Source organism: Alkalidesulfovibrio alkalitolerans DSM 16529 (assembly GCF_000422245.1).
In the GTDB taxonomy this organism is placed as follows: Bacteria; Desulfobacterota; Desulfovibrionia; order Desulfovibrionales; family Desulfovibrionaceae; genus Alkalidesulfovibrio; species Alkalidesulfovibrio alkalitolerans.
Window position 1 is genome coordinate 76,185 of record NZ_ATHI01000004.1, and the last position, 13,330, is coordinate 89,514.

The 13,330-nt window shown below is 65.2% G+C and carries 11 protein-coding genes; 4 read left to right on the forward strand and 7 right to left on the reverse strand.

Annotated features, from left to right (window positions below; translation table 11 throughout):
- The first annotated feature begins 13 nt into the window (after window positions 1–13).
- From DSAT_RS02430 to DSAT_RS02440, 3 genes are all read left to right on the forward strand, one after another.
- The gene (locus tag DSAT_RS02430; RefSeq protein ID WP_020885993.1) at window positions 14–640 is read left to right on the forward strand and encodes a lactate utilization protein; all 627 of its coding nucleotides are present in this window, start codon (window positions 14–16) and stop codon (window positions 638–640) included.
- Window positions 640–2,793, forward strand: a complete 2,154-nt coding sequence (ldhH, locus tag DSAT_RS02435) for an L-lactate dehydrogenase (quinone) large subunit LdhH (protein ID WP_020885994.1) — start codon at window positions 640–642, stop codon at window positions 2,791–2,793. The genes DSAT_RS02430 and ldhH overlap by 1 nt, the downstream gene beginning before the upstream one ends.
- Window positions 2,794–2,856: 63 nt before the next feature.
- Window positions 2,857–3,873 carry an alpha-hydroxy-acid oxidizing protein gene (locus DSAT_RS02440; RefSeq protein WP_020885995.1) on the forward strand — a complete coding sequence of 339 codons (1,017 nt, stop codon included), beginning with the start codon at window positions 2,857–2,859 and terminating at the stop codon, window positions 3,871–3,873.
- A 427-nt stretch (window positions 3,874–4,300) separates the two neighbouring features.
- On the opposite strand, the gene DSAT_RS02445 is transcribed toward DSAT_RS02440, so the two are convergent.
- Window positions 4,301–6,253, reverse strand: coding sequence for a molybdopterin-containing oxidoreductase family protein (locus DSAT_RS02445; protein ID WP_020885996.1), 1,953 nt, complete (start codon window positions 6,251–6,253; stop codon window positions 4,301–4,303).
- A gap of 324 nt (window positions 6,254–6,577) precedes the next feature.
- On the opposite strand from DSAT_RS02445, the gene DSAT_RS02450 reads away from it, so the two are divergent.
- Window positions 6,578–6,961: a response regulator gene (locus tag DSAT_RS02450; protein WP_020885997.1), complete on the forward strand. Its 384-nt coding sequence runs from the start codon at window positions 6,578–6,580 to the stop codon at window positions 6,959–6,961.
- 38 nt (window positions 6,962–6,999) lie between these two features.
- Here the strand turns inward: DSAT_RS02450 and DSAT_RS02455 are convergent, their stop codons facing one another.
- The 6 genes from DSAT_RS02455 to obgE form a co-directional block, all read right to left on the reverse strand.
- Window positions 7,000–7,443, reverse strand: coding sequence for a hypothetical protein (locus tag DSAT_RS02455; protein WP_020885998.1), 444 nt, complete (start codon window positions 7,441–7,443; stop codon window positions 7,000–7,002).
- Window positions 7,444–7,454: 11 nt separating this feature from the next.
- Complete coding sequence (locus DSAT_RS15300; RefSeq protein ID WP_020885999.1) at window positions 7,455–8,063, reverse strand: hypothetical protein; 609 nt, start codon at window positions 8,061–8,063, stop codon at window positions 7,455–7,457.
- Window positions 8,064–8,074: 11 nt separating this feature from the next.
- Window positions 8,075–9,040, reverse strand: a complete 966-nt coding sequence (locus tag DSAT_RS02460; protein WP_020886000.1) for a hypothetical protein — start codon at window positions 9,038–9,040, stop codon at window positions 8,075–8,077.
- Between the two features lie 397 nt (window positions 9,041–9,437).
- On the reverse strand, window positions 9,438–10,955 hold the full coding sequence (locus tag DSAT_RS14735; protein ID WP_020886001.1) for a hybrid sensor histidine kinase/response regulator: 1,518 nt from the start codon (window positions 10,953–10,955) through the stop codon (window positions 9,438–9,440).
- Between the two features lie 63 nt (window positions 10,956–11,018).
- Window positions 11,019–12,185, reverse strand: coding sequence for a glutamate 5-kinase (gene proB / locus DSAT_RS02470; RefSeq protein WP_020886002.1), 1,167 nt, complete (start codon window positions 12,183–12,185; stop codon window positions 11,019–11,021).
- An 86-nt stretch (window positions 12,186–12,271) separates the two neighbouring features.
- The gene (gene obgE, locus DSAT_RS02475) at window positions 12,272–13,318 is read right to left on the reverse strand and encodes a GTPase ObgE (RefSeq protein WP_020886003.1); all 1,047 of its coding nucleotides are present in this window, start codon (window positions 13,316–13,318) and stop codon (window positions 12,272–12,274) included.
- Window positions 13,319–13,330 lie beyond the last annotated feature (12 nt).

Genomic DNA, 13,330 nt, shown 5'->3' on the forward strand with positions numbered 1-13,330 from the left:
CGGAGGTGTTATTGTGAATCAAGAACTTGTGTCCCAGTTCACGCAGAAGGCGCAGGCCGTCTCGGCCATAGTCACCGAGGTGAAATCCCTCAAGGACGCCTATGCCTATGCCGTGGACGTGTGTTTGAACAAGGAAGCCTGCCAACTGCTGCCCTCGGGCTGTGGTGAGGCCGTCTCGGACGAGGCGGCCGCGCTGTGCGAGACCAAGGCCGGCGAGCGTGTCATCGCCGCTCCCTCGCTCGACGACAAGCAGTTCAAGGAGCTTTCCGCCGCCGCCAAGAAGGCGGGCATCAAGCTCGTGAAGGACGGCATGCGCAATCATCTCGCGGGCATCGACATCGGCTTTTGCGTGGCCGACCTGGGCCTCGCCGAGACGGGCTCGCTCGTGCTCGACTCCTCGTCCGAGGATCTGCGCCTGTCCACCATGGTCAGCGAGATCAACGTCGTGGTCCTGCCGCTCTCCAAGCTGCGCGCCACCTCCTACGCCGCCGAGGACGAACTGCTGACCATGATGCGCCGGACCCCGAACTACCTGGCCTTCATCACCGGGGCCAGCCGCACCGCCGATATCGAACGCGTGCTCGCCATCGGCGTGCACGGGCCGCTCGAACTGCATATTCTGCTGTGGAGGGACGCCTGATGCAGACCGCAACCACCCTTGAACAATATCTCTCCGAACTCGAGGAGTCCCTGGGCAACGACTTCCAGCGTAAGATCCTCGACACCTTTGCCGTGGCCTACCGCACCGGCCGCGCCAACGCCTTCGCGGGCATGGACGTCAAGGGCCTGATTCAGGAGATCGCCGACGCCAAGGACTACTCCTTGTCCCACATGGACGAGCTCTATCAGGAGTTCAAGCAGAAGGCAGAGGCCATGGGTGTGCACGTGCACCTGGCCAAGACCGCCTTCGAGGCCAACGAGATCATCGCCCGCATCGCCCGCGAGAACAACTGCAAGAAGGTCATCAAGTCCAAGTCCATGACCGCCGAGGAGACGCACCTGAACCACCATCTGGAGGAGCAGGGGCTGACCGTGGTCGAATCGGACCTGGGCGAGTGGATCATCCAACTGCGCAAGGAAGGACCCTCGCACATGGTCATGCCCGCCATCCACCTCTCGCGTTACCAAGTGGCGGACCTCTTCTCCGACGTGACCAAGAAGAAGCAGGACGCGGACATCCAGAAGCTGGTCAAGGTCGCGCGCCGCGAGCTTCGCAAGGAGTACGTGACCGCCGACATGGGCATCTCGGGCGGCAACTTCGCCGTGGCCGAGACCGGTACCATCGGGCTCGTGACCAACGAGGGCAACGCCCGTCTGGCCACGACCCTGCCGCGCGTCCACGTGGCCTTGGTGGGCCTGGAGAAGCTGACCCCGACCCTGCACGACGCCCTGCGCGTGCTGCGCGCCCTGCCGCGCAACGCCACCGGCCAGCAGATCACCTCCTACGTGACCTGGATCACGGGCCGGAACGAGTGTAAATCCGCACCCGAGGACAAGAAGATCATGCATGTGGTCTTCCTGGACAATGGACGCCGCGCCCTGGCCAAGGACAAGGACTTCGCCCAGGTGCTGCGCTGCATCCGCTGCGGTGCGTGCGCCAACGTCTGCCCGGTCTACCGCCTGGTGGGCGGCCACAAGTACGGCCACGTCTACATCGGCGCCATCGGCCTGATCATGACCTACTTCTTCCACGGCCGCGACAAGGCCAAGTTCCTGGTCCAGAACTGCGTCAACTGCGGGGCCTGCAAGGAGATTTGCGCCGCGGGCATCGACCTGCCGCGCCTCATCAAGGAGATCCACTCCCGCATCCAGGATGAGGAAGGGCATCCCGTGCCCTCCAAGATGCTGGGCATGGTGCTCAAGAACCGCACCCTGTTCCACACCCTGCTCAAGAACATGCGCTGGGCGCAAAAGCCCTTCGTGGAGAAGGAAGGCCAGTTCATCCGCCACCTGCCCAGCGTGTTCATGAAGGGACAGGACTTCCGCAAGCTTCCGGCCATCGCCTCCAAGGCCTTCCGCGACGAGTGGCCCGACATCAAGCCCAAGGTCGAGCACCCGACACTGAAGGTCGCGCTCTTCTCGGGCTGCGTGCAGGACTTCGTCTATCCCGAGCAGATGAAGGCCGCCGTGAAGATCATCTCCAAGCGCGGCGGGGTGGCCATGGAATATCCCATGAAGCAGTCCTGCTGCGGCCTGCCCGTGGTCATGATGGGCGAGAAAGATGCGGCCAAGGACGTGGCGCGTCAGAACGTCACGGCCATGGACCCGGCCGACTTCGACTACATCATAACCCTGTGCGCCTCGTGCGCTTCGCACCTCAAGCACGGCTACCCGAAGCTCCTCGAAGACGACACCGCCCTGGCCGCCAAGGTGGGACAGTTCGCGGACAAGGTCATCGACTTCAGCTCCTTCATTCATGACGTGCTGGGCATGAGCGCGGACGAGTTCACCAACTCCGGCCGCAAGGTGGGGTACCATTCCCCCTGCCACCTCTGCCGCGGACTCGAAGTGCGCGAAGCCCCGCGCAAGGCCCTGGGCATGGCCCACGAGTATGTGCCCACGGACGAGGAAGAAGTCTGCTGCGGTTTCGGCGGCTCCTACTCCATGAAGTTCCCGGCCATCTCCAAGACGCTTCTGGCCAAGAAGCTGGCCAATCTCGAAGCGGGCGGCGTCACGGCCGTGGTCACGGACTGCCCGGGCTGCGTCATGCAGATCAGGGGCGGCATGGAATCGGCGGGCAAGCGGATCGAGGTCCGCCACATCGCCGAACTCCTGGCCGAGCGGCTGAAGTAGACAGCGAACACCAACGGCCGGGAGGTTTTCTCCCGGCCGTTTTCATTTCAAAGGAGAGCGACCATGACCCAAGCTGAAGCGAAGAAGATCGCGCGCGAACGGATGAAAGGCTATTGCCGCGTCTGTCCGGTGTGCAACGGCAAGGCCTGCGCCGGCGAGGTTCCGGGCATGGGCGGCGTGGGCAGCGGCGCGGCCTTCACGGCCAACGTCGAGGCCCTGGCCCGCATCCGGCTCAACATGCGCGCCATCCACGACCGCAAGACCGCCGACACCACGGCCGTGCTGCTCGGCACGTCCTACGCCCATCCCATCCAGTGTGCGCCCATGACCGGCGTGGCCTACAACATGGGCGGGGCCATGAGCGAAGAGGAGTTCGAACTGGCCCTGGCCAAGGGGTCGAGTGCGGCCGGGACGCTCGTCTGGACCGGCGACGGAGCCGATCCCGCCATGTTCGAGGCCGGGCTCTCGGCCATCAAGGCCGTGAACGGCCAAGGCATCGCCATCATCAAGCCGCGCGCCCAGGACGAGATCCTGGCCCGCATGGCCAGGGCCGAAGAGGCCGGAGTCGTGGCCGTGGGCGTGGACATCGACGGCGCGGGGCTCGTGACCATGGCCCTCAAGAACCAGCCAGTGGGCCCCAAGAGTTTTTCCGAACTGAAGGAACTCGTTGCGGCCACCTCGCTGCCGTTCATCGTCAAGGGCATCATGACGCCTGACCAGGCGTTGCTCGCGGCCGAGGCCGGGGCTGCGGCCATCGTGGTCTCCAACCACGGCGGGCGGGTTCTGGACCACACTCCCGGCGCGGCCGAGGTGCTGCAGGCCGTGTCGCGGCAGGTCAGGGGCCGCCTGACCGTGTTCGCGGACGGCGGCGTGCGCCATGGCGCGGATGTGTTGAAGCTTTTGTGCCTGGGCGCGGACGGCGTGCTCGTGGGTCGTCCCATGGCCGTGGCCGCCATGGGCGGCGGCGAGGAGGGCGTGGCCGGGCTGTTCAAGGCCATGCAGGGCGAATTGGTGCAGTCCATGCTGCTTACGGGCGTTGGTTCGCTCAAGCAGGCGGGGCCGGACATCCTCTTCACCTAGCAGACTGTCCCAAAAGCACCGTCTGCTGCGTTGCCGCGAAAGCGCCGATCCCTCGTGTATATCTTTATACACGTCGGGCCCGGCGCTTTCTTGTGCCTTGCATCCGACACTTTTCGAACAGCCTGCGGCGGGGTGGGCCTGCGTTTTGGACTCGCGTTTTTTGGGCGGCCTGCTGGCAGCGCCGCACCAAGGTCGGCCCTGTCAGCGATGGTTTCGAAGCGAATCGCGTGCTCCAGGGATGTTGGGCCTTGCCCAATTATCTACGCAGGCATTTCAAAAATGCCGGAAAGCCTGGGGCAGGGCGTCTCGCCGCCGCACCCAAATCGGCCCTGCCAGCGATGGCTTCGAAGCGAATCCAGGGTCCAGGGAACATCGTTCCCTGGCGGTGGAGGTCTGGAGGAGGCAGCGCCTCCTCCAGAATCCCTCATCAGCCTTCGCCGGTCGCGGGCTTCAGGCGGATGCGCGTGGAGTAGTAGGGCGTGCCGCCGCCCACGGTCGAGACTAGGTCGAGCGTCAGGACGTTCACCCCGTGTCCCAGGCAGTTCCAGCCGCCGCGTGCGAGGAGCGCCGTGTCCGGCCGCAGCCCCGCGTCCGTGGCCACGGCCACGCGCAGTTTGCCCACCGGGCTTTCGGCCATGGCGGTTTGCCCGTCCGAAAGTCCGAGCCGCGCGGCCTCGTCCGGATGCAGCGCGAGCCGGGGCAGGCCATCCAGGTCGGGCGGCGGCAGTTCCGAGCACAGCCAGGCCGCGGGCGAGGTCGTGAGCAGCGAGAGGGGATATTCGCGCGGGTCGCAGGCGGGTTCGGGGTCGCTGATCGCGGTCATGAACCGGAAGCGGCCGGAGGGCGTGGGGAAGACCTTGTCCGCGTAGGGAACCGTGGGCGCGTTTTGGCGCACTGGGCCGCGCATCGCGTCCGCGAGGGAAAGGCCCAGGCCGTCGAGCGTGGGCTTGAGGATGATCGAGAGCCATTCCTCGTCGCTGTTGCGGAAACCCGCGTCCAGCCCGAGCCGGTCGGCGAGATCGAAATAGACCTCGTGGTTGGGCCTGGCCTCGCCGCGCGGAGGCATGGCCCGGTTCACCGGGCCGAGCCAGTTGTGGCCGTAGGAGGCCACGACGTCGTTGATTTCCAGGAAGGTGGTCGCGGGCAGGAAGAGGTCGGCGGCCTGGGCCGTGTCGTCCAGGAAATGGCCCATCACGCACAGGAAATCGAGCTTGCCGAAGGCCTGGGCCACGAGCCCGGAGTTGGGGGCCATGCACAGGGGGTTGCCCGCGCTGACCACGGCCGTGGTCACGGGCGGGTCGTTTGCGTCGAGCAGGTCGCGGCCGATGCGCGGCATGCGAAGCCGTCGGCGCGGCGGCGTTTCGTCCTCGCCGGTCACGGCCCAGTCGAAGGGGCTGTATTCCTCGAAGCCTTGCGAGACGCCGCCGCCGGACACGCCCATGTTGCCGGTCATGGCCGAGAGGGCGTGGATGGCCTGGATGGCTTGGTGCGCGTGCTCGTGGCGGTGCAGCCCCCAGCCCAGGACCACGGCCGCCGGGGTGTTCTCGGCCATGGCCTCGGCCAGGGCGCGGACCTGGCCCTTGGGCACGTCCGCGCGCACGGTCAGCTCCATGGAGGAGAGGCCGTGCAGCATGGCGCAAAACGCCTCGTAGCCCTCGGCGTGGTCGCGGCCGAAATCCACGTCGTCGCGTTTGGCGTCCAGGACGTGCTTGCAGGCCGCAAGGGCGAGCCAGGCGTCGCCGCCGGGCCTGGGCCGGATGTGCAGATCGGCGGTTTTGGCCGTGGACGTGGGCAGGGGGTCGATGACGATGATCCGGCCGCCCGCCTGCCGGACCTTCTTCATGACCGGCACAAGCGCCACACCCGTCACGGCGGGGTTGCGGCCCCATATGACGAGCGTTTTCGCGTTGGCGTGGTCCTCGGGGTCGTGCGAGACGCGCTTGCCCACGGAAAGCTCCATGGCGGCCTGGCCCGTTCCGCCGCACAGCGTCCCTGAAAGGGCCGTGACCCCGCCGAGCAGGCTGAAGAAGCGCATGTTCAAGAGCTTCAGCGCCGTGCGTTCGCCGAATCCCTGGTAGTGCAGCACCGAGGCCGGGCCGTGGCGTGAAATGGCTTCGTCCAGGCGTTCGGCCAGTTCGTTCAGGGCCGTGTCCCAACTGACGCGCGTGAAGCCAGATCCGCTGCGGCGCAGGGGGAATAGCTGGCGCTCGGGGTGCAGGGAGCGTTCGAGAAAGCGCCCGAGCTTGGCGCAGTGGCCGCCGCGAGTCAACGGGTGATCCGGGTTGCCGCGTAGGCTCACGACGCGTGTTCCGTCGCTCTCGGCGATGAGGCCGCAGGCGCAGGGACAGTCTCGGGTGCAGGTGGTGACGATGCGGTGCATGGGATTCCTTGCGGGTTGCCGTGATTGCGTGGATATGCAGCAGAATTCAAATGCACCCTTTTGTCAAATTTGTCCTGTCCGACATGAAGCCTCGCTCGACAATCGCCGACAGACGTTTGAGTGTGAAGAAAGATCCGTTATTCCGATTGGTTGTTGAGTATTGTATTGCAATTCGGTCGGGTACCGTGCATTATATGAAAAGTGAGAAAGCGCAGGCTGTTCGTGAGTGGGCCTGCCGTGGCCAAATCACCCGGCCGAGTGTGAGGGTGAGGCGTGTCGTGACTGCGCGCGTCGCAAAAGTCCGATCTTGGGGAGGAGAGGCAGGTGCAGCTCCGGGTTTTGGTGGTGGACGACAACCGCATCAACCTGCTGATGACCCGGCGGATGCTCGAAAATGCCGGGCACGCCGCGATGGTCGCCGAGAACGGCGCTCAGGCGCTCGATATTTTGGCCCAGGAATCCTTCGATATTGTGCTCATGGACATCTCCATGCCTGTCATGGACGGGGTGGAATGCACGCGGCTCCTTCGTGCGGGCAAAGCGGGAGAAGCCAACAAAACCGTGCCCATACTGGCCATCACCGCCCACGCCATGGCGGGTGATCGTGAGTTGTTCCTCGCCAAGGGAATGGACAACTACCTGGCCAAGCCGTTCGAGTGGGGCGAGCTGCACGCGGCCATCGCCACGACCCTCGCCACGTTCGCCTGATCGCGAAGGCCACGGCCTGCAGGCCGTGGCCGGTATGATTACGCGAGCAGGGGCGCGAGCAGTGTCTCGATGCGTGCCGTAACGTGCTCCGGCGAGGCTGCCGGACCAAAGAACCCTTCCCCGGCCAGGGCGTGCAGCATGTCCGCCGTTTCCGGCTTGTCCACGTCGATCTCGGTCCAGGCCAGCATCCCGGTCATGATCTGCGAGGCCAGGGAATTGCCGGACGCCAACAGGCTGTAGAACCGCTCCATTTCTTCGGGCAGAATACGGTCCAGCCAGATTTTCTTGGGGATGCTGTAGTTCGCGCCTTGGGGTTCGGGCGAGGGCGGCTCTTCCCACGTCACGCCCCAATACTCGCGCTCAACTTCGTCCCATCGGTCGGGATAGTTCGCCTCGTGCCAAACGATTACGCCGGGCATTTCCGGGTGTTCGACTCCGCGCCAGTTACCACCAATGATCGTATTTTCAGGCCATTTCCACATGATGATTCTCCTTAGATGTAGCAAGTGACTTCAACGTCATCGAAGCGTACCAAAGCACGGCTATTTGCATTGGCCCCTGTGTCCGCCGCACCACCGACGTAATTGTTACCCCACGTCGCACGCATGAACGGAACGCCGCCAACGTATGGCCAATCCATCGAAGAGGATACTTCCCCATAAAGCATCCCACAGCGACCAAAGCCCTTTCCTTGAACCGCGTCGATTACCAACTCAATATCTTGCCATGACCCGGCGGGAAATTGCGTCGCGAACCCTGGAAGCCAGGGAAGTGTGCCGTTGTTGTTCGAACCTACCCATACGCGGAACCCGTTCCATTGCATGCCAAAAGCCCGCGCACCGTTCTTGACGCCAGAAGCAGTTAGGTAGTCTTCAATGAACACGCGGGCCTTGACCGAAACCGCCCGCCACGAGCCTGCCGGAATCAATTGCTTACTGGCCGAGGCGTTGTATGTGCTCGCGTTATAGTTGGCGTTGCATTGAATGTAGCCGCTACTATAAGCACCGTTGGTGCCCCATCCGGCAAAGTTCCAGCCGGACGTGCAGGGATCGAACACGCTGGCGGCGGCACGAAGTCTTCGAGAGGGTGCGGGAAAGAACATCGCCCATCCTCCTACGATACGTCGTCAATGAACGCGATTGACCGGCCATCAACGGCGATGACAGTCACCAGCGCATAGCGTCCGCCAACGGCTCCCACCACCTTATCGAACCCAGAGAGCGAGAGGGTGAAGTTCGATTCCGAGCGGTCCACCAGATAGACGTGCGTTCCGAAGTTCCCGGCCACGAAGGCCAGGGTGGAGTTGGCGGAAAGGTTGAAGCGGCGCACGTTGCCGTTGTGGTACGTCGGCTGAAATGTACCCGATACCTCGATCGCGCCAGTGGTCCCGGCCCTGAAGCCTACCGTGAGGTCGGCGTGAGTGTCCGACTTGAGGATGGCGGGATTCAGCGGTTCGTAGGCGTCGTCGTGGTCGTGATCGACCGAGGCCAGATTCTCGACATTGACGGACGCGGCGTGGGCCTGAGCTTGATCGCGCGCGGCCTGGGCCTGGGCCAGGGCGGCCACGGCTCCGTTCTCGGCGTTCTCCGCGTCGTTTCGTGCCGCCTGCGCCGCGCTGGCCGCTCCCTGCGCGGCCGTGCGCTCGGCCACGATGTCCTCGAAGGTCAGCGCGCCGGGATTCGTGACCGGCGCCTTGATGCAGCGGTCGATCTGTTCCTGCAACTGCTGATCGATCATGCGCGAGCGGTCGAACTGACGTTCGATGAGTTCCGCGTCGAACCCGTCCAGGTTCACGAGGTCGAGATCCTGCGTCAGGTTCACCGCACGGGTGACGGTGATGAGTTTCCCCTCGGGATGGGGGAAGCCCGAGATGGGGCATACGACCGCGCCGATCTCGCCATCGCCGCCCGTGACGCCGTAGTCGATGCCCTGTTGCAGCGCCTGAGGCGTCGAGCCGTCGCTGTTCGAGAGATGCACGGCCAGGTCGTCCGGTCCGTGGAAGGCGAACGGCACGGGCCAGATCGTGGCCGCGCCGTTGGCCGCGTATTGCACGCGGGAAGACGTGGAAGTGATAGTCATGGCGATCCTCCGTGTTGGTCGGTCGTGCCGGGAAAGTGGGGCGGTCCGCGCTCGCTGGGCCGTGCCCCAGCGGAATCGGATGGCCGAAGCGGGTCTGCGCGCGCGGACCGTCCCCCCGACGTGCAGCAAGCCTACGCCCGGCTTTTTCGACCGGGCGTGAGCGGGCTCGTCAGGTGCTTGTGCGGGCGCAAACGGAGTGTTGACAGCAAATGAAGAATGCCGGGTGATGGCCTTTCGCCAGAAATGACGGATGGTTGCCGATGCGGCGCGACTGCTTTTGCGTGGCGCGGAGAGTCGCCTATATTATGAATAATGTTATGCGGTTACGAAGGTTGCCGAGCGCAAGGACTTACTCTGTGGTCTCCTGGTCGCGCGGCGAAAGGCGAGGAGCGAGGAATCAGAATCCGGAGCGGGGCAGGGTCAGGCTGAAGGTCGTGTGGCCGTCGGGCGACGGCTCGCACCATATCTCGCCGCCGAGCGTGGTCACCACGAGGCGCGCGCTGTAAAGGCCGATGCCCGAGCCGCCAGGCTTGTTGGTCTCGTAGCGCTTGAAGAGGCGGGGCAGCATGTCCGGGGCTATCGATCCGGGATTCGTCACGTCGATGCGCAGTGGCGAGGTGTCGTTAAGCGCGACGCTGATGACCGAACCGTCGACCGAGGCCTCGATGGCGTTTTTCAGGAGGTTGGCCACGACGCTTTCGAGCAGGGCCTTGGAGCTTTGGATGTTCACCACGCGGTCCACGGGCAGGGGAGCGTCGTCGCACAAAAGGCGGATCACCTGGCCGCGCGCCCTGGCCACCCCCTCGAATTCGTGGGCCAGGTCGCGGAGCATGGCAGCGCAATCGACCCGTTGGGCCAGGAGTTTGAACGTACCGCGCTCCATGGCGTGCAGGGCCAGGGAGTTCTCCACTATGCGCGTCACCCTCCCGCCCGCGAGCACGATGCGCCGAAGGATTTCGAGTTGCGTCGGCGTGAGCGCCGGATCGTCGAGCAAAAGATCAGCCAGACCCACCAACGCGCCAAGGGGGTTCCGCAAGTCGTGGCGGACCATGCGCTCCACGTCCTCACGCAGCCGTTCGAGCCGCGCGTATTCCGTGATGTCCAGCCCCACGCCCCACTTGCTCCAGCCGGGCACCGGGCAGCGGTCCGAGATGTTCGACCAGATGATGGTCCGCTCTCTGCCGTCCTTGGCCCTGAAGGTCCAGCGCCGGTGCTCTTCGCTGCCGGGAATGCCCGGATCGACCACGGGCAGGAGGTTTTCCTCCTTCGGCATGAGCAGTTCGAGCGCGTCGGGATCCTTCATAATGTCCTCGGCCGAGTAGCCGGTGACGCGTTCAAATTCGGGGTTGAAGAACAGGATGCACCCGTCCTGATCGGCCGCGAAGACCATGACCGGCATGTTCTTCAGCGCCCGCTTGAGGCGCAGTTCCGATTCTACGAGGCAAAATGGCGCGCTCGAAGCCAGGGGTTGGGCTATCTCGCTGGGCGAGGCCGAAGATGCGGCCAGTCGCGAGAGCCTGAAGGCCAACTCGTGCGGGTTCAGGGGCAAGGCGGCCAGATCGCTGGCGCCGCTTTGCAGGGCCAGGGCGGCCCCGGAATGATCCTCGGCCCGCGCGAGCACGATCACCGGCACGTGGCTCAGCGGTTCGTGGTGGCGCAATTGGGCGCAAAAGGGGATGTCGTCCGTGGTCAGCAGCACGCAGTCCGGGGGGGAGCCCTGGATGTCGTTCGCGGCCGTTTCCGGGTCTTGGTGGACGACGCAGGAGAACCCGCACTGTGCCGCGACGTCGTTGACCGCCCGCGCAAGGACGTCGTCCAGGCGCAAAGCGACCACCCGGCGGCGCGGGGTGGTCTCGCCTGCGTTCAGGTGGGTTTCGCCCGTTGTCGGGGCCAACGTCTTTGGCGTTTCGTTCATTTTCCTTGTGTCTCTATTCCAGGTTGGGGACAAAGGAAAGCGGCGCCATGTTCAGAATTTCGGCTACAGCGCCGCGTCGAGGAGCATGTTGTCGCGGTGGATGACCTCGGGGTAAAGCCCCGGGCCGAGCACGCGCGCGATATCCTCGGTCTTCAGGCCCATGATGCCCTGCAGATCCTTGCTCGCGTAGTTGGAGAGCCCTACGCCCACGGTCTGGCCCTGGAAGTCGAGGATGCGCACGAGGCATCCTTCGGCGAATTCGCCCTCCACGCGCGTCACGCCCGCGGCCAAAAGGCTCTTGCCGCGCAGGCGAAGCGCCGTGGCCGCTCCCTGGTCCACCCATATCTGGCCGCACGGCTGCTTGTGATAGGCCATCCAGAATTTGCGGCGCGACACCGAGTGTTCGGCGGGCAGGACCAGCGTGCCCATGTCCACGTCCTCGAAAGCTTTTTTCAGGGCGAAGGGGGTCAGACCCGAGACGATGAGCGTGGGCACGGCCAGTTGCGCGGCCCTGCGCGCGGCCAAGAGCTTCGAGTACATGCCGCCGGAGCCGACGCACGTCTTGCCGTCACACATGCCCTCCACATCCAATTCGGCGATGTTTTCGATGACGGGCAGGGGCTTGGCGGCCGGGTTCTTGTCCGGGTTCTCGGTGAACACGCCCTTGGCGCTGGTCAGGTTGACGAAGAGCTGGGCATCCACCAGCGAGAGGACGAGCGAGGCCAGGGTGTCGTTGTCGCCGAATTTCAGCTCGGCCACGGCCACGGTGTCGTTCTCGTTGATGATGGGGATGACGCGCCAGTCCAAAAGCGTGCGCAAGGTGTTGCGGGCGTTGAGGAAGCGGGCGCGGTCCTCGAAGTCGCCGCGCGTGAGCAGCACCTGGGCCGTGGTCTTGCCGTAGCGGAAGAAGGCTTCGTCGTATTCGCGCATCAGGCGCGACTGGCCGATGGCCGAGACGGCCTGGCGCGAGGGCAGGGAGTCCTCGTCGCGGCAGTCGCGGCAGTGGATGATGGCCCTGCGTCCCGCCGCCACCGCGCCGGAGGTGACGATGACCACCTCCATGCCCGCGTCGTGCAGCTCCGCGATCTGGTCGGCCAGGCGGTTGACCACGCGCAGGTCGAGCCCGGCCTCGGAGGTCAGGACCGCGCTGCCGACCTTGATGACCACGCGCTTGCAGGTGGAGAGGATGAGGCGCTTGGTCTCGCGCCAGTCGTTTCGGCTATCGCTCATTGGGGTACCCTCGTTCGGGCTGCCCGTCCCGGGCGTCCCGCATCGCCGTCACTTGAAGGAATTCAGGGGCCATGGGGCTGTGCTCGTCAGTCCTCTTCCGTCTCGTCCCCGTCGCCGCTCTGGGCCGCAAGCGGCTTGGCCAGCCGCCAGACCTCGACCATGAGTTCCTCCACCCCGTCGCCGCGCAGGGCCGAGATGAAGCGCACCTCGCGTCCGGCCGCCTCGGCCGCATCCTTCAGCCGCTGCAGTTCCTCGGCGTCGAGAGTGTCGATCTTGTTCACGACCTCGATCTGGGGCTTTTGCGCCAGCTCGGGATCGAAGAGGCGAAGCTCCTCGTTGATCAGGTCGAAGCCCGCGAATGGCTCCTCGCCCGTGGCGTCCTCGGCCGCGAGCAGGTGCACGAGCACGCGCGAGCGCTCCACGTGCCTGAGGAAGGTGTGCCCAAGCCCATAGCCCTGATGTGCGCCCTCCACGAGGCCGGGGATGTCCGCGATGACGAGCTGGCGGCCGAAATCGTCGTCGATGACGCCGAGGTTCGGCGTCAGGGTGGTGAAGGGATAGTCGGCGATCTTGGGCTGGGCGCGCGAGACGGACGCGATCAGGGTGGATTTGCCCGCGTTGGGCAGGCCCACGAGGCCGACGTCGGCGATGATCTTCAGCGTCAGGCGCAGGCGCTTCTCCTCGCCTTCCTCGCCGGGCTGGGCGAAGCGCGGGGCGCGCATGGTGGAGGACTTGAAGTGCTCGTTGCCCTTGCCGCCGCGTCCGCCGCGCGCGATGACGAGCGTTTGCTCGGGGTCGCTCATGTCGGCGACCAGACGCTCATTTCCGTCCTCATCCACCTCATGGATCAGGGTTCCGGGCGGCACGTCCACAACTAGGTCCACGCCCGCGCGGCCGTACTTTTGGCTGCCTTGTCCGGGGCGGCCGTTCTCGGCCTCGTAGAGGCGTTTCAGCCGGAGGTCGTAGAGCGTGAGGAGGCGCGGCTCGACGCGCAGGATGACGTCGCCGCCGTCGCCGCCGTCGCCGCCGTCAGGACCGCCGCGCGGGATGTACTTCTCGCGGCGGAAGGAGACGCAACCGTGTCCGCCCTTGCCGGCGCGCACGGTGATGGTCGCTTCGTCGATGAATCGCATGAAACCTCTTGG